General features: G+C 57.0%; 14 protein-coding genes. 1 reads left to right on the top strand and 13 read right to left on the bottom strand.

What is annotated here, in order from left to right; all coding sequences use genetic code 11:
• Positions 1-28: 28 nt before the first annotated feature.
• The 10 genes from argC to BLP93_RS17090 all read right to left on the bottom strand — a co-directional run bounded on the left by argC (position 29) and on the right by BLP93_RS17090 (position 13,168).
• Positions 29-1,093, bottom strand: coding sequence for an N-acetyl-gamma-glutamyl-phosphate reductase (gene argC / locus BLP93_RS04140; protein ID WP_092117506.1), 1,065 nt, complete (start codon positions 1,091-1,093; stop codon positions 29-31).
• A 27-nt stretch (positions 1,094-1,120) separates the two neighbouring features.
• Entirely contained in the window at positions 1,121-1,423 is a 303-nt protein-coding gene (locus BLP93_RS04135) for a DUF1844 domain-containing protein (protein WP_092117874.1), read from the bottom strand.
• Positions 1,424-1,685: 262 nt separating this feature from the next.
• Positions 1,686-2,843 carry a pyridoxal-phosphate-dependent aminotransferase family protein gene (locus BLP93_RS04130; RefSeq protein WP_092117504.1) on the bottom strand — a complete coding sequence of 386 codons (1,158 nt, stop codon included), beginning with the start codon at positions 2,841-2,843 and terminating at the stop codon, positions 1,686-1,688.
• A gap of 394 nt (positions 2,844-3,237) precedes the next feature.
• Positions 3,238-5,883, bottom strand: a complete 2,646-nt coding sequence (polA, locus tag BLP93_RS04125) for a DNA polymerase I (protein ID WP_092117502.1) — start codon at positions 5,881-5,883, stop codon at positions 3,238-3,240.
• Between the two features lie 7 nt (positions 5,884-5,890).
• A complete protein-coding gene (locus BLP93_RS04120) occupies positions 5,891-6,895 on the bottom strand; it encodes a DHH family phosphoesterase (RefSeq protein ID WP_092117501.1) in 1,005 nt (334 codons plus the stop codon).
• A gap of 1 nt (position 6,896) precedes the next feature.
• Complete coding sequence (locus BLP93_RS04115) at positions 6,897-7,412, bottom strand: bifunctional adenosylcobinamide kinase/adenosylcobinamide-phosphate guanylyltransferase (protein WP_092117499.1); 516 nt, start codon at positions 7,410-7,412, stop codon at positions 6,897-6,899.
• Positions 7,387-8,151, bottom strand: a complete 765-nt coding sequence (gene cbiR / locus BLP93_RS04110; RefSeq protein WP_092117497.1) for a cobamide remodeling phosphodiesterase CbiR — start codon at positions 8,149-8,151, stop codon at positions 7,387-7,389. The genes BLP93_RS04115 and cbiR overlap by 26 nt, the downstream gene beginning before the upstream one ends.
• Before the next feature lie 736 nt (positions 8,152-8,887).
• Positions 8,888-12,037 carry a UvrD-helicase domain-containing protein gene (locus BLP93_RS04105; protein ID WP_092117495.1) on the bottom strand — a complete coding sequence of 1,050 codons (3,150 nt, stop codon included), beginning with the start codon at positions 12,035-12,037 and terminating at the stop codon, positions 8,888-8,890.
• 56 nt (positions 12,038-12,093) lie between these two features.
• Positions 12,094-12,894 carry a MogA/MoaB family molybdenum cofactor biosynthesis protein gene (locus tag BLP93_RS04100; RefSeq protein WP_092117493.1) on the bottom strand — a complete coding sequence of 267 codons (801 nt, stop codon included), beginning with the start codon at positions 12,892-12,894 and terminating at the stop codon, positions 12,094-12,096.
• A gap of 115 nt (positions 12,895-13,009) precedes the next feature.
• Positions 13,010-13,168: a hypothetical protein gene (locus BLP93_RS17090; RefSeq protein ID WP_153304275.1), complete on the bottom strand. Its 159-nt coding sequence runs from the start codon at positions 13,166-13,168 to the stop codon at positions 13,010-13,012.
• A 244-nt stretch (positions 13,169-13,412) separates the two neighbouring features.
• On the opposite strand from BLP93_RS17090, the gene BLP93_RS04095 reads away from it, so the two are divergent.
• Positions 13,413-14,609 (top strand): TraB/GumN family protein, encoded by a 1,197-nt coding sequence (locus tag BLP93_RS04095; RefSeq protein WP_092117491.1) that lies wholly within the window; start codon positions 13,413-13,415, stop codon positions 14,607-14,609.
• Here the strand turns inward: BLP93_RS04095 and BLP93_RS04090 are convergent.
• The 3 genes from BLP93_RS04090 to BLP93_RS04080 form a co-directional block, all read right to left on the bottom strand.
• Entirely contained in the window at positions 14,606-15,580 is a 975-nt protein-coding gene (locus BLP93_RS04090; protein WP_092117489.1) for an RluA family pseudouridine synthase, read from the bottom strand. The genes BLP93_RS04095 and BLP93_RS04090 overlap by 4 nt on opposite strands.
• Positions 15,581-15,613: 33 nt before the next feature.
• Positions 15,614-17,299 carry an FG-GAP-like repeat-containing protein gene (locus BLP93_RS04085; RefSeq protein WP_092117487.1) on the bottom strand — a complete coding sequence of 562 codons (1,686 nt, stop codon included), beginning with the start codon at positions 17,297-17,299 and terminating at the stop codon, positions 15,614-15,616.
• 237 nt (positions 17,300-17,536) lie between these two features.
• On the bottom strand, positions 17,537-17,932 hold the full coding sequence (locus tag BLP93_RS04080; RefSeq protein ID WP_139162908.1) for a hypothetical protein: 396 nt from the start codon (positions 17,930-17,932) through the stop codon (positions 17,537-17,539).
• Positions 17,933-17,958 lie beyond the last annotated feature (26 nt).

Here is a 17,958-nt window from a genome sequence, read left to right as displayed (position 1 = left end):
TCGGAGGCCGGACGTCGGGGGAGACCGTCTACGGCACCATGGGCGCGACAGGCAGGCCCATGTCCGGGGCCAGCCCGAGCATCAGATTGGCATTGGCCAGAGCCTGACCGGAGGCACCGCGGCAGAGGTTGTCGATGACGCTGACGATGAGCAACCGTTTGGTGCGCTGATCCACCAGCAGGCCCAGATCACAATACATGGTTCCGCGGACGAATCGGGTCTCCGGCCAGACGCCGGGCGTCTGGATGCGCACCCAGCGGGCAGATACGGGACTTTGGGCGTAGTAATCACGGTAGAGTGCATGGACCTCTTCGGAGGAAGCCGTGGTTTTCAGCCGTGCGTAGATCGTAGAGAGGATTCCCCGGCCGATGGGCAGCAGATGGGGAGTAAAGGAAAGTTGAACCTGCTGGCCTGACAACACGCCTATTTCCTGTTCCATTTCAGGAGTGTGACGATGTCTTCCGAGGCTGTAGGCCCGGAAATTATCCTGCACTTCACAAAAGAGAGTCGCCGTGGACGGTTTGCGTCCCGCGCCGGTGGCTCCGGACTTGCTGTCCACGAGAATATCCTCGGGATTCACCAGTTCGTGGTGCAGTGCTGGAGCCAAAGCCAGCAGCACGCTGGTGGGGTAGCAACCGGGATTGGCCACCAGGTTCGCTCCGGCGATCTCCTTGCCGTACAGCTCGGGCAAACCGTAGACCGCCTGTTCCAGCAAGGAGACATGACGGTGGTCCAGATTGTACCACTGGGAATACGTCTCGGGATCGCGAAGACGAAAATCCGCGCTCAAATCCACCACCCGAACGTTTTTCCGCAACAGGTCCGCGGCCAGATCCATGGCCGTTCCATGGGGCACGGCTAGAAAAACAAGCTTGCAGGCCTGGGCCAGGTCCTGCGTATCCGGCGCTGTAACGACCAGTTCCGCCAGCCCTGTTTCGTGCAGATGAGGCAGGATTTGCCCCAGCGTCTTGCCGGCCTCGGTCCGGCTGGTGACCCGGACCAGTTCCAGCTCCGGATGTGCGGCCAGCAACCGGCACAGCTCCATGCCGGTATAACCGGCCACGCCTACAAGTCCGACGGGAATGCGTTGCATGGGTTTCCTTCTGGAGGGTGTTGGGTGTCAGGATGACTTGCGAACGAAATGCATGCGCAACTCGAAGAGCATGTCCCTGAGCAGCTTGGATTCTTCGAGATCGAGATTGCCTTTGGTCTTTTCCTCAAGCATGACCAGGATATCGATGGTATGTTTTGCCAAGGAAATATTGATCGATGTTTTCCCATTGTCCGGATCCGGAACTTCCCCCAGGTGTACCAGGGCGGAAGAACTCAAGGAGAGTACGAACGTGGAAAAACAGACATGGGGCATGAAGCATTCCTGGAATGCTCCCCGTTGAGCTTGATGATCCGCATGGGCTTGTTCCATGACGGATGGCCCCTGTTCCGTGGAACCTGTTTCGTGGTTGATTCTGCGGTCCGTGATTTTGGCGTCTTCGGTCATCACTCACCTTCCTTCTTGAAAATTTCAGCGCTGTTGCGTTTGCCCTCTCGCGGAGATCAGGCATGAAGTACCAGTTCATGCGGACATTCCAGGTAAACCTCATGTATAGATGGCTTTTGCGCGGATAGTGGCTTTGTACAATTGTGAATACGTCACGCAACTGCAGCGCGAAAATGCGGTCACCCGATCATGTTTTGTGATCAAGCGCCTGTTGGTACGCGGCCAAGCTGATTTCCAAATAATCCCTGCTCCCGGAATGTCCACCGCAGGCCTTGAAGGATTGACGCAAAGCGTAGATGCCGGCCAGGATATCCGCGAAATCCACATGTCCCATATGGCCAAGCCGAACAATTCGCCCTTTGAGATGATCCTGACCGCCTGCCATGACCACGCCGTAATCCCGGGCGGCAATTTCCAGCAAGCGTTGCCCGTCCATGCCTTGAGGCAGAAGAATGCTGGTCAGTCCCCATGTATAGTTTTCCTTGACCATCAAATCCAGTCCCAGGGCCTGGACGCCGGCACGGGTCATACAGGTCAGAGCCCATTGCTTGCGAAATATTTCCTCCAGGCCTTGTTTCCGGAACAGATGCAGGGAAACATCCAACCCGTTGAGCAGGTTAATGGCCGGAGTGAACAGGGTCTGATTCTTTCCACAGTTCTCACGTTCCCGGAGCAGATCAAAATAGGCCACGGCGCAAGGATGGCGTTCCACCTCGTTCCAGGCCCGCGGGCTGAGCGCAATGAAGGCCAGCCCGGGCGGCAGCATCAACCCTTTCTGGGAGCCGGTAAGCAGGCAGTCCACCCCCCAGTCGTCCATGGGGCACGGAGAAATGGCCACGGCGGATATTCCGTCCACCACCAGCAGTGTTTCCCGGACCTTTGTTATTTCCGCTATTTCCCGGATCGGGTGGAGCACTCCGGTGGAGGTTTCCGAAGCCTGGACCAACACACCCCGGATGGAGGGATCGTTATCCAGGGCTTCCTGGATTTGCGCCGGAGAAACGGCCACGCCCCAAGGCAGACGAATCGCTGTGATTTCCAAGCCGCGGGACTGGGCGATATCTCCCCAGCGTTGCCCGAATTTGCCGGCATCGACCACCAACACCCGCTCACCAGGAGCAAACAGATTCCACAACGCCGCGTTCATGGCCCCGCTTCCGGAACAGGTCAGCGGCAGGACCGGCTGACGCGTGCCGAACAGCCACTGTAAGCCTTCCTGAACGCGGTGCAAGACCTCCTTGAAACCCGCCTTGCGGTGATGAACCATGTCCTGGGCCAGAGCCAGGCGAACCTCCTCGGGCAAGGGCGTTGGACCGGGAGTGAGAAGACGAAGTTTATTGCGCATGTTCTTATTTATCCTTCTGTAGGAATTACTCAGCAGCGTTCCGGCTTGTCTCGATTTTTCGACCTCGCAACTCCTTCGCCGGCTTCGTAACATCAAACCATTGCTTGAATAAACATCAATGGGCGCTTCAGGCGCTTGGCAATGGTTCGATGAACGAATCCTGGCTCAGTCAGACAGGCGATGCCGAAAAATCGAGACCAGCCGGAACATTCCGAGTTTTGTCATCAAAAGTGCTGAGTAGTTACCTTCTGTATTGATTTCAACCCGGACTATCCACCACTCGAATTAATGGAATCCGGCACATTGCTTCATAGGAATGCAACCCGCTGAACCAAAGCTCATCCCAAGCCTGCAGGTCAAGGATATGCTGATATTCGGTGTTTCGGTCCGTGTATCAATCATGTCCCGTGGCCCAGTTGGGGCCGCATCCCCAGTCCACGACCAGGGGGACATCCAGATTAACCACCGTGGCCATCAGGTCGGCGACCCGGGCTCCGGCTTCCCGGCAACTTTGCGTGGGAACCTCCAGAAGAAGCTCGTCATGGACCTGCAAAACCATTCTGGCGCGCAGCTCGCGCAGGATTTCATCGTGATGCACACGGATCATGGCCATTTTGATGATGTCCGCCGCCGAGCCCTGGACTACCGTATTTATGGCCATCCGGCGAGCGGTTTGGGCCATGTTGTCGTTGCGGGAATTGATGTCCGGAAGAATCCTGCGTCGTCCGGCCAGGGTGAACACAGCGCCCTGTTCCTTGGCCTGCGCCACGATATGCTCGTAGAAGTCGCGGACCTTCTGCAACCGCATGAAGTACAACGCGATAAATTCCTTCGCCTTCTGGAGGCCGATACCCAGGTCCCGACCGAGTTTCTGGGGCCCCATGCCGTAGAGCAGCCCGAAATTGATGGTCTTGGCCTTACGGCGTTCATCCGCTGTAACCTGATCCGGGTCTTTCACGAAAAGAATGGCTGCCGTACCGGCATGAACATCAACACCCCGGGTAAACAGATCCCTCAGGTGAGGATCTTCGGAAAGATGGGCCAGGACACGCAGTTCGATCTGGGAATAGTCCGCGCTGATCAGTTGATGTCCTTCCGGAGCGGTAAAGCAGGCCCGCATCCTCATGCCCAGAGGTCCACGAATAGGGATGTTCTGGAGATTGGGGTTGCTGCTGGACAGCCGCCCCGTGGCCACGGCCAACTGGTTGAAGGTGGTGTGCACCCGGCCTTCGCGATCCATCAACTTGGGAAGGGGCTCCAGATAGGTGGATCGCAGTTTCTCCAGTTTCCGATACTCTAGAATTTCAGGGACGATGGGGTGTTCCCCGGCCAGCTTTTCGAGAATCTCCACGTTCGTGGAACGGCTCCCTCCGGGAGTTTTGCGGCCGGTTTTCAGCCCCAGGCGTTGGAAAAGGACTTCCGCCAGTTGCTGGCTGGACCGCAAATTGAACTCCTTTCCGGCCTTCTCGCAAATGGAGCAGGAAAGCTGGGCCAGCGTTGCCTGAACCTCATCCAGGAAAGAGCGCAACGCTTTTTGATCCAGCAGCACGCCGCTGCGTTCCATGTCCACCAACACCGGGATCAACGGCATTTCCAGCGAGGCGACAAGACCTTCGAATCCGGCCTGCGCCGTGCTGCGCTGCAGGACGGCCGTCAGTTGGAGAATCAGTTGGGCAGGGTTGGCCGGCGACGCCTCCTCGGCCAATTCGTGCTGGTATCTGCGTGCCAGAGCAGCAGGAGCGTAGTCCCGTTCCTCGGGCTGCAGCAGATATGCCGCCAGGCTGACGTCGAACCGGCGAGCCATGTCAATGACTGTCCAGGAGGGCTCGGCGGCCAGAAGATCCTTCCAGGAATGCGCCGCAACCAAATCCGAGCCCTTCGCCGCGGCGATCAAGGCATCCGTTGGACCAGTCCAGAGCAGTTCCTGGTCACCCAACCCAAGGCCCCACCCATCGGGAAGTCGCAAGACACTGACGGTTTTAGATCCAAGATCCGGCAGTTCCTCCAGCGGCAGGACACGACGTTGCGCCTCGTCATGGAGTGCGCCTGATTCGGGTATAGCCGAACTAACGGCTTGAACTGCCTTGGGTCTGCCGACCGGTCGGAGAGGCTTTGCCGTTCTCGGTCGGAGCAAATCGCCACTGCCGGCCAGATGTGGCGTCAAAGCCAAAATTTCCCGCTCCAGGGATCGAAACTCATACGTGCGCAAAAAATTCCTGAACGCATCACCTTCATGCGGTTTGCACTGGTAATCGAAAATCCGGGCTTCCGGCTGCAGATCCGTGCGCAAGCGGGTCAATTCCCGATAGATGAAGAGATCTTCCAGGCTGGGTTCGATCTTTTTTCGCTCTTTGGGCAATAGTGATGAAAAATTGTCCCGCAATGCCTCCAGCGTGGGAAAACGCTGCATCAGGGCCTTGGCAGTCTTGGGACCAACTCCGGGAACACCGGGAATATTGTCGCTGCTGTCGCCCACAAGAGCCTGATAATCCGGCCACTGCCGCGGATCGAGACCATGTTCTTGCTGGAATGATTCTTTGGAGACCAGTTTCTCGTTCTTCAGACCGGGGTCCCAAAGAAAAACGTTGGCATCCAGGCACTGCAGCAGATCCTTGTCCGAGCCGACAATGATCACCGGACGTTGCGATTTGAACCGGGAGCAAAGGCTGGCAATGAGATCGTCGGCCTCGACGCCTTCGGAAATCTGCGTCGTCAAACCAAAAAGACGAACCCCTTGCACCAGGGGCTCGATCTGCTGCACCAAGCCCTCGGGCGTGCTCTGGCGTTGCGCCTTGTAAGGCGTAAAGAGTTCGTGGCGAAAGGTCGCCCCCCGCCCGTCCAGAAAAAAGCCCGCAAATTCGGGGTTCTCCTCTCGTTGCAAGCGCAACAGCAGGCGCAGAACGATAAACAGGGCGTTGGTGGGAAATCCATCCGAGCGTTTCAGGTCCGGAAAGGCGTAAAACGCCCGGTAGAGAAACGACGTTCCGTCGATCAGGAAAATGGGATCCGTATTCAGATTGAGGCGGGATTTTAAACTCATGGGTTCTCTATGATTGGACAGGAACGGCAAGAGGGCGGACCTTCGAGGGGCACAGGCGGTGCAGAATGAAATCCTCCGGCTCTTGATCACCGATATTTTCCAGCGGAATTTCCGCCCGGGCCATGGTCGCGTGTCCTCCGGCCGATCCAACATCGCCGAACAGCTTGGCGGCCAGCTTTCCCATGTCCCGATGCAGCCCGTCTCCCCGGAAGATCAGGATCAGGGTGCTGTCGCAGATGCCGCAGGTCACGGTCCAGGATATGCCGTAAAGACGCAGGAAAAAGTCCCCGAGGATGACCAGAATGTCCGGAGAGTCCAGACGGCCCATGAACACATGGAGGCAATGACCGCTCACCCTGAGCTTGCGAAAGGCCAGCGAGAAATATTTCAGCCAGTCCAGCCGAAATTCACTGCGCGTGATCTTGCGAAGCAAGTTGTGGTTGCCGAACTTGCTCAGGTAGCGAAAGGCACGCACATCGATATCTGAAAACTGACGCTCAAAACTTTGGGTATCAGTCTTGATGCCGTAGAGCAGAGCCGTGGCCAGCAACTCTCCGGGCCGGATCTTCAGGTTGTAGAGATACTCCGTCAACATGGTGCTGGTGGCGCCGTATCCGGGCTGGATATCCTTGAATTCAGCTTCCACGGGATTATCCGGAACCAGCGGGTGGTGATCGATGACCACCGAAAATGCATGTTCACGAAAGGCTGGATGATGGTGCGGCTGGGAATCCACCAGGGCGAACCGGTCGTACTGGACGGCGAGGTTCGGAGTCAGTCGTTGTGTCGGGATGCGCAGGGACTTGATCATGGTCAGATTGTCCGGACGCGAAATCTCGTTCACCTGAGCACAGTCCACCGCGGCCACTTTTCTGGCCATGATTCGGCGCAAGGCCTGAGCTGAAGCCAATGCATCGGGATCGGCGTTCATCATGATCAACCAGCGATCCGATTTGCGCCACAATCCGCTCAGTACCTCCAGCTTGGCTTCCAATGAACGAAAATAACCCATTTCAATTCCTTCCCTTCAACCAGAGAGGCAACCCGGCCACGATCATTACGACTTCGTCCGCGAGAGCAGCCACCTGCTGGTTGAGCAGGCCCAGGGAACGCACAAAGGACCGAGCCTGTGGAGTTGCCTGGATCGGTCCAAAACCAATTTCCGAGCTGACAAGGATTAAATGCGTCGTGGGTGTTGTGTTGCGCAGACAATCCAGCAGGTTTTCGCGAAGCAACTCCTCCTGATCAGTCTGGACGCAGGAGAAAAGCCAGAAGTCCAGGCTGTCAACCAGGATCGCCCCATGCTGCGGGACTTCCTGAGACAGGATGGCGGGCAGGTCGATGTCGGCCTCCCGGGCCGGCAAATGCGCGGGGCGATCACGGCGATGCTCCCGGATGCGCCGACGCATTTCAAGGTCACGGGCTCTGGCCGTGCCGACAAACAGGCGTGACCCCGGGGCTTGCAGCAGATGCTGCAGTGCCCAGCCGGATTTGCCGGATTTTTCACCGCCGAGAATCAGGGTGATCATTTTCGGAACCTATCAGGGCTAGAAGGATATGGAGTGATTCTAGAAAATCTTTTGGGTCAAACACTTCCACCATCAACACACAACCCGGGTCGATCTGACGAAGGATTTCCTGCATGAGAGCAAAGCCACGATCATCCAGTTTTCGCAAAGAAAAATGCTCGCCATGTGGCCCCGGTGCGCTGAGATGAACCATTCGCACATGCGGCCATACACCGGGGATGTTGTGCATTCCCTGACCATAGGCGAGCAGATGGCCCAAATCAAGGCAAATACCCAGCTTGAGCGCTTGAATCAATGGCCACAAGGCGATCAGGTCATTTTCCCTGGTATTCTCCAAGAGCAGACTTTCAGCTTGTGCCCCAGATTGCAACCACTGATCCGCAACGCTTGCCAGCGGATCGATGACCTCCTCTTGAAGAGATCGGATACCGACCATAGAGGGCGGATGCAGTACGACCCCCCAGGGATTGAGAAATGCCGCTTTCTTTTGAAGCCCCCAGATAACCTGCCAGACGCGCTCCGGTCCTTCGCACCATGGCAGGTCCAAGGGCAAGTGAACATGAAACCGCAGCCCTGTCTCCCCAAGAAACTTCGGCAGGTCATGATCGGTATAGGCCAGGCAGGTTTGTGATTCCAGGAAAAGCAGGCCGACTTCATCGACATGTTCGCAGAGACGCAGGCAGTTGCCGGCAATGTGCTCCGGCCAGACAAAGGACGGAGCGGCAATTATTGCTCGCACTTTTGCAGGATGTTCTTGATTTGAAGAAATGAGCGTACTTCCATACTGCCGAATTGTTTACCTGTCATGGCGCAAGGTGATTGACACAAAGTATATTTTACAGCAATAGATTCCATGCGCAAGGTTTGATGAGCAAGACATGGCACATACGTTGCAGTTGCATACAGAGATCAAAATCTACATGTAGTTCGTCACTGAAACGAAAGGCCATCCAGGAATGCGCAAAGTTCGTATTATTTTTCAACATTATTTTAACCCCTTGCACGTATACTGCAGGCTACGCGAAATCGGCGTCGACACCTGCACGGCTCAAAGGGTATGCACGGTCTACGAACGTCTCATCTACCGTGCCCTGCGATTTTTCTAGCTTCAGTAGCGCATCTTCCTGACTCAGATCAGATTCCCTCGCTCCCTTTCAATTGCACTTCAGTACGGGTTTGAGACTCCGTTTCTCATAATGCCCGAGCGACTCCCGTAATAACATTATCCCGTTTTCTCAGAACGAGAGAATCAACTGCGTTGTTGAGAATACAAATTTCCCGCCGGCTTCTTGCATCGAGCCGCTTGCGCAAATACCAATTTTGGCGCATCAGCCCTCAGGGCAATAGCTCGAGGAACGAAGCCTGGCTTCATCATACAACCGGCAACTAAAAATCGAATCATGCCGGACCACTTCATTCTTGCAATGAGAATGTGCCGGCTCTTGCGACGGTTTTAGGAAGCCGTGCTTCCCCGTTCAGGAAAAGAGGGAAATGCGCTTTTGGCGGCGTACGGTCTGCTCTACGGTTTTACTGCGCTGGATTCCCTTTTTGGGAAAGTTCTCGAGAAAACGGGAGGCCTTGAGTCTCAGGCTCCGCCCGAAGAGATTCCGTTTTCCGGCATGGCTGAGAAACAACCATCGCTTGGCTCTGCTCAACCCCACGTAAAACAACCTGCGCTCTTCTTCCAGATCCGTCTGGCGACCGGCAGGAATATTCGAGACGCCGGCTGTGTTCCCGCCTGACCCTCCAAACAGGTCCAGACCGATCATGGGCAGCAAACCGTCTTCCAGAGCCGGCAGAAAGATCGCCTCGAACTCCAGTCCCTTGGATGCATGCAGGGTCATCACCTGTACCGTTTCCGCGCGGCTTCGAACAAGTTCCAATTCAGCCTGGAAATTGATCCAGGTCAGCAGTCCCGCCCAGCCTTGATGTCGTGCATAGGCCTTTTTGAGGGCCAGGAACTCCTTGCCTTGCCAGAAAAGCCGGTCAAACGGCATCACATCCTGAAGATGCGCCGCAAGGGCCACCGGACCTTGAACGACCACCTGTTGCGGACACTGCAAAGCTCCTTCTTCCATTCCGCCAAGTCCGAGGATTCCGGACGCCGCCTGGAGCAGAATCGCAACCCGGGGTTCTTTCCAGAAGGGTTCGGCTTCCGGGGCTGAGCAGGGTATCCCCTCCCGCTGCAAGGCCTGCATTACCGCGGGAATCAAAGTCTTCATCCGCACCAGAATCCCGATGTCGCCGGGACTGAGGCACCCGTGCCGCCCATGATCCGATTCCCAGTGTCCCGTCCCGCCAAGAAGTCCCCGGACCTGTCCCGCAATCCAGGCAGCTTCCCGCATGTCGGTGGAAGCTTGAAACAGCGCAATTCGCCCGCTTGACTGGTCATGGCATTGCATTGCCTGTTCTTCAGGGAACAATCCGCGGTAGAGTTGCGTCAGGTTTGAGGCCGAACGGTAGTTGACGTTCAGGGGAATGGTTTCCAGATTCGACCATTTTGATTGCATGGCGTCAGCAATATCCGGCACGGCGCCCCGGAATCCGTATATGCATTGACGAGGATCCCCGATGGCCCAGAACCCTGCGCCGTCCGCCGGGGACAGGTGTTGCAGCAACTCCCATTGCAGGAGTGAAAGATCCTGGACCTCGTCCACCAGAATGTGCGTATAAGGGCTGGAAGTCTGATCGTTCGCGGCATGTGCCAGCCAGAATTCCAGGAGATCGCTATAGTCCACCAAATTCCAGTCCTGTTTTTGGCGAGCATAGCGATCGGCGGGTTCCGTTATGTTTTCGGATAAACTTCGCCGTTCCCTGGCCTGGGAAAGTTCATCCCACAGTTGCTTAAGCTGAGCGGAAGTCAACTCGGGGTTGGCCGCGGCAAAAACGCGCCGGGCTGCGTCGTCGGAGAGCAGGACCGGCGCCTCGCCCTGGACGCGGGTCCAGGTTTCATAAGCCATGGCGTGCAGCGTATCAGCCTGGGGTATGGCCTCGTCCTCTCCATGCATGTTTACCAGTCGTTCGCGAAGTTCCTGGGCGGCGCGACGAGTGAACGTGACCACCAGCATCCGTCGCGGATGAACTCCCTGGCGCAGCAGATGGGCGATTCTGCCCATCAATGTCCTTGTTTTTCCAGTGCCTGGTCCGGCAAGTACCAGAACCGGATGCGGCCCGGCCCGCAGGGCCCGATCCTGCTCTTCGTTGAACACAAGAACGGGTGCGGCGTCTTGAACCGGGTGATCCGAAATTTGGGTCTCCGTGGCTGAATATGGCGCCGCGGTCTGGGCCGCCACCTCGGGAGAGGCAGCCGCTGTCGGCTCAGGGATGAAGAAGGACCGTCCGCGCAGGAATTCACGTTGCTCCTGTGGCGTGAACATGGAGATCTTGCCGTAGTTTCCGTCAAAACCGGATTGACGAAGAACCTTTCCCTGGCGCATGCGGCTGATGGATTCGGCCAGGAGCGGCTTGTTGCGACGAAGCTCGTCCAGCGGCAATTCACCGAGAATGTGCAGTTCCGATCCGTGTGAGGCGACCAGCCGGGAGTACTCGTTGCGCACCCGCTTCGTGGCCGGGCCCGTACCCACGATCTCGGCAATCAGCTCGTTGAGCGGCACCAGGGAATGAAAATCCGGCTGGTTCTCCGGCTGCAGAGGCAGGCCCCGGTCGGCGAGTTCGAGAACGCGGTGCAATACGCCCAGGGTCAAAGGCTGGTTGCATACCGGGCAAATGTTTTGATGAGCCTTGGATTCCTTGGGGTCCAGCACCACATTGCAGTTCCGGTGTCCGTCCAGATGATACTTCCCCTCTTCGGGAAAGAATTCCACGGTACCCAAGAATTTGTGGCTCTGCCCTTCGCCGCGCAAGGCCCGGAAAATCCCCTCGTAACTCGGCTCGCCACTGAACAGGTTGGCTTCGCGAGCCAGTTTCTCCCCGGAATGGGCATCCGAATTGGAGATCATCCGGAATCGATCCAGCGCGCTCCATTGCCAGTTCATCGCCGGGTCCGAAGACAGTCCGGTTTCCAGGGCAAAAATTTCCGAAGCCAGATCACCGTAGCATTCCTCGATGGTGTCGAAGCCGGATTTGGAGCCGAACAAAGAAAACCAGGGCGTCCAGATGTGGGCGGGGACGAGAAAGGCCAAGGGATGGGTTTCAAGGACCATTTCCAGCAGGTGGCGGGAATCGAGCCCCAGAATGGGCCGACCGTCCGATCCCAGGTTGCCGATCTGGGCCAGCTTGAAGTTCAGGGCTCTGACCTGCTCCAGACCGGGCAGAAAAACCAGGTGATGGACCTTGCGAACCTTGTCCCCACGTTTGTAGATGGTGCTGATTTCCGCGGAAAGCATGAACCGCGTTCGGGATACCGGGGGGACGGCTTCCAGCCAGGGGATTTCAGCGGCGACATCAACGGGCTGCCTGGGAACCAGCAGTCCCGATCCGTCTTCTTCCAGATCGTCTTCCAGTTCCGCAAGCCATCCGGGGTGGGTGAAGTCACCGGTGGCCACCACATCCAACCCCTTGACCCGGGCCCAGGCCGCGAGAAGCCGGGGCGAGAGGTTCCGGCTCGTGGCGCGAGAATGCCGCGAATGGATGTGAAGATCGGCTCGAAACAGATCACTGGACATGGAAGATGCCAATCGGGATTAGAGAATGAAATGCTCGTCTTGGAATTCGCGCGCCTTCAGCAGACTTGCGCGCAGTCGGACTGATCGCCTTGGAGCTTGGCCAAGGTATGACGAAGAGCCGGGAGAAGCGCGCCGAGATTTTCACGGACCGCCTTGGGAGAACCGGGCAGATTGATGATCAGGCTTTGACCAAGCGTGCCGACAACGGCCCTGGAGATAACGGCGTGCGCTGTTTTCAGCAATGCCGTCTGGAGCATCGCCGTTTCCATTCCCGGAAGCCGCTTCTCAATTACCGACAGCGTCGTTTCCGGGGTGATGTCGCGAGGACCGACTCCGGTCCCTCCGGTGGTCAGGACCAGGTCGAACTGCTGCTCCAGGGCCAGCCCCACAAGGAGCGAACGCAGTCGCCTCGGGTCATCCGGGATCAGATATCCTTGCACCAGAGCCACGGAAAGATCCCCGCCGACCAGCTCGGCAATCAAGGGCCCGGCCTGATCTTCCCTGGCGCCGACATAGCCCTTGTCGCTCAGGGTAACCCAGGCCAAAGCGTATCCCTGCTTCGCAACCGTCCAGGGCAAGGCAAGGGAATCCGCATGAAAATCCTTCAAGATCCTCACCCAGCAGCTCTCAATGCTTGGCAGGTCTTCTGAATCTTCCGCCCAATAGAATTTGCTCACGACCTGGACGCTCGCCGCATCGTCCGGGCTTGTCAGCACGGAACCCACGGTGGGCATTGCCCCTTGGTCAATGATAAAACAAGGGCCGGCGAAACTCTTCGGGGAACCGGAAGTGAATAGGGGGAGGCGTTGGTCACGAACGACAGCCTCTTCCCGTGAGGACCGAAGGATCACGTTCATGGCGGCTCCCGTCGGTTGCAAAGCCGAACATCCTGCATGAATCCGGCAGGAATGCCCGGCTTTGATGGAGATCAGGTCCTGATGAAGCTCAGGTCAGGACATCGTCGCCGATGGATCAGTGATCCATGTGCTTGCCCTGCTTGATGCGAACAAGTGCGGTGACGACAATGATGGTCAGGTAGGTGAAAATGAAACCGACGCCGATCACGCTGGACAAATCGGCTTCCTTGGCTGCGTTGCTGATCAAAGTGGGAATAATTTCAGTGATGCCCATGAGTGCGCTCCTTTGCGATAAAGTTCACATGCGCTGTGTTTGGTCAATCTCTGGAAAAATGTCAAGGCAAGAATGCTGTATTGTGTGGAACATCCAGACTCAATTATTGTATCCAAACCAGTGATGGTCAAGAATTCGTCATCCCACCCGCTTGCTCTCATTTGCCGCCCGGTGTAGATAATTATTTTTTCCGCTATTCCCCCAAATCTTTTTCCCGGCAGAACATTTCTCCATTTTCCGAACAATGAATCAAGTACAAAATTCCCCGGCTGAGCCCCTTGAACTGCCTTCCTGCGTAAAACATGTCCGTGTTGACGACAGAGACGTGTACCTAGTTGGCACGGCCCATGTTTCCAAGCAAAGCGTACAGGATGTCCGCCAAACCGTCGAAGCTGTCCACCCGGACACCATCTGCGTTGAACTCTGCGCCTCCCGCCACCGCGCCATCGTCGACCGGGACGGATGGCGCAAGATGGACATCATGCGTGTGATCCGTGAACGCAAGACTCCCTTTCTTTTGGCCCAGCTGATACTTTCCTCGTTCTACCGCAAGCTGGGCGATCAGCTCGGCATCCAGCCGGGAGCGGACATGGCCGAGGGAGTCCGCCTGGCCAAGGAGACAGGGGCGCAACTGGTTCTCGCGGACCGGGAAGTGGAAATTACCCTGAAGCGAACATGGCGGCATTTGGGATTTCTGGAAAAATTCAAGATGGTCGGGCAGTTGCTGATGGGGCTGTTGTTTGCCGGCAAGATCGATGATCAGGTCGTGGAATCCTTGAAGAAGAAAGACCAGTTGGAAATCCTGATGGATGCTTTCGCGGACGAGTTTCCCCAGGTCAAACGGCGTTTGATTGATGAGCGCGACGTCTACCTGGCCCAAAAAATTCGTCAGGCCCCCGGAAAAACAATTGTGGCCGTGGTCGGCGCCGGCCATGTCAGCGGCATTGAAGCTCACATCCACCAGGACATCGACCTGACTCCCCTGGTGGTTTTACCGCCCAAGACCAACATCGCGAAATTTCTGAAATGGGCCATTCCCATCGCCATTCTCGCCCTGATAGCGTGGGGGTTTTTCAAGGAAGGTCAGAGCCATGCCATGGAATCGGCATTCATCTGGATCGGCCTGAACAGCGTCCTGGCCGGACTGGGTGCCGTTCTGGCCTGGGCCCATCCGTTGACGATACTCACGGCCATGGTCGCTTCTCCGTTTACCAGCCTCAATCCGATGATCGCCGCCGGATTCGTGGCCGGTTTCGTCCAGGCCGTGATCCGGCGCCCCACCGTGGCGGACCTTGAAGATCTCCCCCAGGCCATCACGACGTTGAAAGGCTTCTGGACCAATCCGCTTTGCCGGATCCTGCTCGTTGTGGCCCTGGTCAACCTGGGCAGCTCCCTGGCGGCCTTCATCTCCGGAGGATGGATCGCGGCCCGGACCTTTTAGCCCCCACCTGTCCCGCAATCCCAATCCACCTTCCCCGGCATTGCAATAAGCTCCCTGGTTCTTTGCAGCAACACGGCCTCGGAAGCAATCCGAGAAATTGCCCAGGTCCCCTGCCAGTCCGGCAAAAGCTGAAACTCCTGGCCAGGCCAACGGATGTGCCAGGCATGCAGCAGCATGCCTGAGGGGCGGGGTGGCCCGCCGTATTTACGGTCACCGATCAAGGGATGGCCCCGGCTGGAGAGCTGGACCCGAATTTGATGGGTACGTCCGGTGATGGGTGCAATCAGCACCAGGCTGCAGGATTCTGAATGATGGATGGTGCGAACCAGGGAACGGCAGGTTTTGCCGTCCCCAACGACCATTCTTTCCCCAACGTCGCTTTGAACTTTTCTCGCCGCATCTTCTAGAAGAGTCGGCGTCGACCAGTAAGTCGCCCCGTGAACCCAGGCCAGGTACGATTTGTTGACGAGCCCCGCACGCCACTGATCGTGCAGCATGCGCAGGCAGGAGTAGGTCTTGGCGACAACCAGCAGGCCGGATGTATCGCGATCCAGGCGATGGACCAGGGTCGGCTTCCATGAACTGTGGGCAAATTCAACGGCCAATCCGGCGGCGACGGAGTCATGATGTCCAGTGCCGGCATGGACGGGCAAGCCCTGCGGCTTGGCCAAAACAAGCAGGTCATGGTCTTCATGGACGACAACCGGCTTGAGTTTGGCTGAAGCACTCATCCCCGGTGTACCTGGCGGTGCTGCTTGTTCAACGGAATAGGGAGGAACGCGAATCTCCTGCCCTTCTTCTAGACGGGTCCCGGGCTTGGCCCGGGACCCGTCTACACGCACCTGGCCGGTGCGAATCCAACGTTGTAAAGCCGGAGGGGGGACGGCTCCCTCCAGGCGGCGGCGCAGAAACTGGAGCAGCTTCTGTCCCGCCTCGGCTCTGCTCACCTTCCAGAATTGAACCGCGGCCATGGGAATGCCTGCTTTGCGGTAGCGATTGCTCCCCTAGTTCAGCCCCATGTCCAGCGTGAACCCCTCTTCCATTTCCGCATCCATATCCAGGGTGTAGGAAAGCAAAACTGTGCGGCGCTGCGTGAAACCGGTGGCGCCGGGGTGGGTGTTAACAAGCACGAACAGTTCGGTTCTGCCATCGTTCATGACATCGGCCAGCCCGTAATCCACCACGGTTCCGCGGATGCGACGCGTCTTCCAGTTGATGTTCATGTTGATGCCATCCCAGAACAAGGCGTGGATTTCGCCCTGTGGGAAATATCTGTACCGGGCGAAGAACTGGGCCGAGAGAGAAATATTCCGGTTCACGAGCAGATTCCAGGAAGCGCCCTGACCCAGCTTGACCGGTACCAGACGCGACGGAATATAGTAATAGCTCATCATGTCTCCGTCCAGATCCTGCCTGATGCCGGGAAAAGACTCGTCCACTTCCAACCCCAGGGAAGATCCGGCGTAGGGTTCTTCAGTGACGGACTGAAATGTGTTGTTGGAGGAAAAAACGCGCAATTTGTCCTTGTTGTCGGCAACGACAACCTTGAAGTCATCGTCCTGGGGCAGGAAGGCAAAATTGAAGACGTTCGTCCCCTGCGGCAGGTTCAAGGCCCGCGACAGGTCAAGCTGCCCGTTCATGCGCAAAATCTCATGCACTCCCGAATCGAACAGCCGAGTGCGCCCCTTGCGCTGACCGATCAAGGTCGGCCTATAGTCCGGGGGTATGCGAACCACGTTCAGATAGAGAGGAATGCGGTCTTCGGCCAGTACGAACTTGCCATCGATAAAATTCAGAATAAAGGACCTGGGCGTTTCGTCCATGATGGCGGAGACGATAATTTCTTTAAAACCGTCGCCATTGATGTCCATCAGGTTGATGTTCAGGCATTGCAGACGCAGAGGCGCGGCATATTCGCCCAGAGGCATCAGCCTGTTGTCGACGGCATGATAGGCCAGGACCTTGTTGTCCGTAAGCATAAAAATCTCATTTCGCCCATTGCCGTCGGCATCCCCGACCACCACGCCCAGTGAAGCAAACGGGAGAGCCTGGCTGCGCCAGCGGCCCGGGGAATCCGCGGCGCCAGAGTAGAGAATGTCCGGATTGAGGTGATAGGGTGTCCTCTCCGGACCATATTCATTGTAGATCAAGTCGGGATGAACAGGGCCCGCAGGACTTGCGGCCTGGGCCTGCTGGGGAGTCTGAGCCTGGGGCCTGCCAAATACCTGCGCGTTGATCTCCCTGGCCATGCCTTCCAGGGCCGGAATCAGATCGTTCAAGGCGACCTGCGCCGATTGCGGAGTGTCCCGTCCCTGCGCATCCACCACGTGGGCGTCCAGGCTGGCTTGATCGCCCAGGATGGTCACGCTGCCGAAAATCAGATAGTCCACCCCCAAAGCAGCATGTGCCGAAAGGGCTTCTTCCTGCGATCGCGGAATGGAGGCCACGACCTGGGCGATGGTCGACCTGTCCAGGTCCTCGAACCGATCCGTCCACTTCAAACGCGATGTGAGCATGGTTTGTACGCCCTGACCGAGATAGGCATATTGATCCGGTCCGTGGACCGCGAACGGCAGCACCGCGAAACGTTTGAGAGTTTCGTCAGTCTCCGCGGCAGCCTGGGACCAGGCAAATGTCGCGCTGCTGAAAAAAATGAATGCAACAATCATGAAGCGAAACAGATAACGCATAAATTCTCCTTTCATTGGCGGGGAGAGAAAGAAATGGGGCTGGATGAATTATTCACAACGAGTAAACTACCACTCTGCACTTTGGTGCAAGATAACGGTACCCGCTTTCGCGGATAAGATCATTCGGAGACGGCAGATAAGGCAAAGGGTGATCACTTTGGGTCAGTGCTGAAACTAACAGCCAGGAGTTGGATCTGCTGAACAATTACCTCGACAACAATTATCACGTCGTCCGTTTCAGCTCAGAATCACGACGACATGCCCTGGCCGAGTCTCTTTGACGACGACATCGGCCCAGGGGCTCACGACCCGCGCCAGTATTCGCATATCTTCAAGCATGGTTGAAATTATCGCTGATACTTTCCCCGGCAGAATCAGTCGCAGATGGTTTCCTGTATCATCGCTGAACAGGTCGGGCCCGATCCAGATTTGCACATCACCCTGAGGATAGGCTACAAAGGAAAGATACAGCAACCACAAGCCCTGAATTTTGTCCTGTCTTTCCAGCCCGGGAGTTTGCAGGGCACGAACCTTGCCGGACAAATCATCATGAACGGAACCCAGCCTGGGCTCCAGTACATCGAGAATTGCCGCCCGCTGTTCCGGAACGCAGACCTCAAGCGCTTGAAACAAGGCTGCGAACAATGCTGCTGAAATGG

Source organism: Desulfonatronum thiosulfatophilum (genome assembly GCF_900104215.1).
Taxonomy (GTDB): domain Bacteria; phylum Desulfobacterota; class Desulfovibrionia; order Desulfovibrionales; family Desulfonatronaceae; genus Desulfonatronum; species Desulfonatronum thiosulfatophilum.
Note: the sequence above shows the minus strand (reverse complement) of the source record. Positions and strands in the feature narration are given on the sequence as shown.

Coding starts and splice junctions, on each gene's coding strand:
- polA (WP_092117502.1), bottom strand. CDS start 5,883: ATGAGTTTAAAATCCCGCCTCAATCTGAATACGGATCCCATTTTCCTG.
- BLP93_RS04090 (WP_092117489.1), bottom strand. CDS start 15,580: ATGGCCGCGGTTCAATTCTGGAAGGTGAGCAGAGCCGAGGCGGGACAG.
- BLP93_RS04105 (WP_092117495.1), bottom strand. CDS start 12,037: ATGTCCAGTGATCTGTTTCGAGCCGATCTTCACATCCATTCGCGGCAT.
- BLP93_RS04120 (WP_092117501.1), bottom strand. CDS start 6,895: ATGGGTTATTTTCGTTCATTGGAAGCCAAGCTGGAGGTACTGAGCGGA.
- BLP93_RS04100 (WP_092117493.1), bottom strand. CDS start 12,894: ATGAACGTGATCCTTCGGTCCTCACGGGAAGAGGCTGTCGTTCGTGAC.
- argC (WP_092117506.1), bottom strand. CDS start 1,093: ATGCAACGCATTCCCGTCGGACTTGTAGGCGTGGCCGGTTATACCGGC.
- BLP93_RS04095 (WP_092117491.1), top strand. CDS start 13,413: ATGAATCAAGTACAAAATTCCCCGGCTGAGCCCCTTGAACTGCCTTCC.
- BLP93_RS04115 (WP_092117499.1), bottom strand. CDS start 7,412: ATGATCACCCTGATTCTCGGCGGTGAAAAATCCGGCAAATCCGGCTGG.
- BLP93_RS04135 (WP_092117874.1), bottom strand. CDS start 1,423: ATGGAACAAGCCCATGCGGATCATCAAGCTCAACGGGGAGCATTCCAG.
- BLP93_RS04130 (WP_092117504.1), bottom strand. CDS start 2,843: ATGCGCAATAAACTTCGTCTTCTCACTCCCGGTCCAACGCCCTTGCCC.
- BLP93_RS04085 (WP_092117487.1), bottom strand. CDS start 17,299: ATGCGTTATCTGTTTCGCTTCATGATTGTTGCATTCATTTTTTTCAGC.
- BLP93_RS17090 (WP_153304275.1), bottom strand. CDS start 13,168: ATGGGCATCACTGAAATTATTCCCACTTTGATCAGCAACGCAGCCAAG.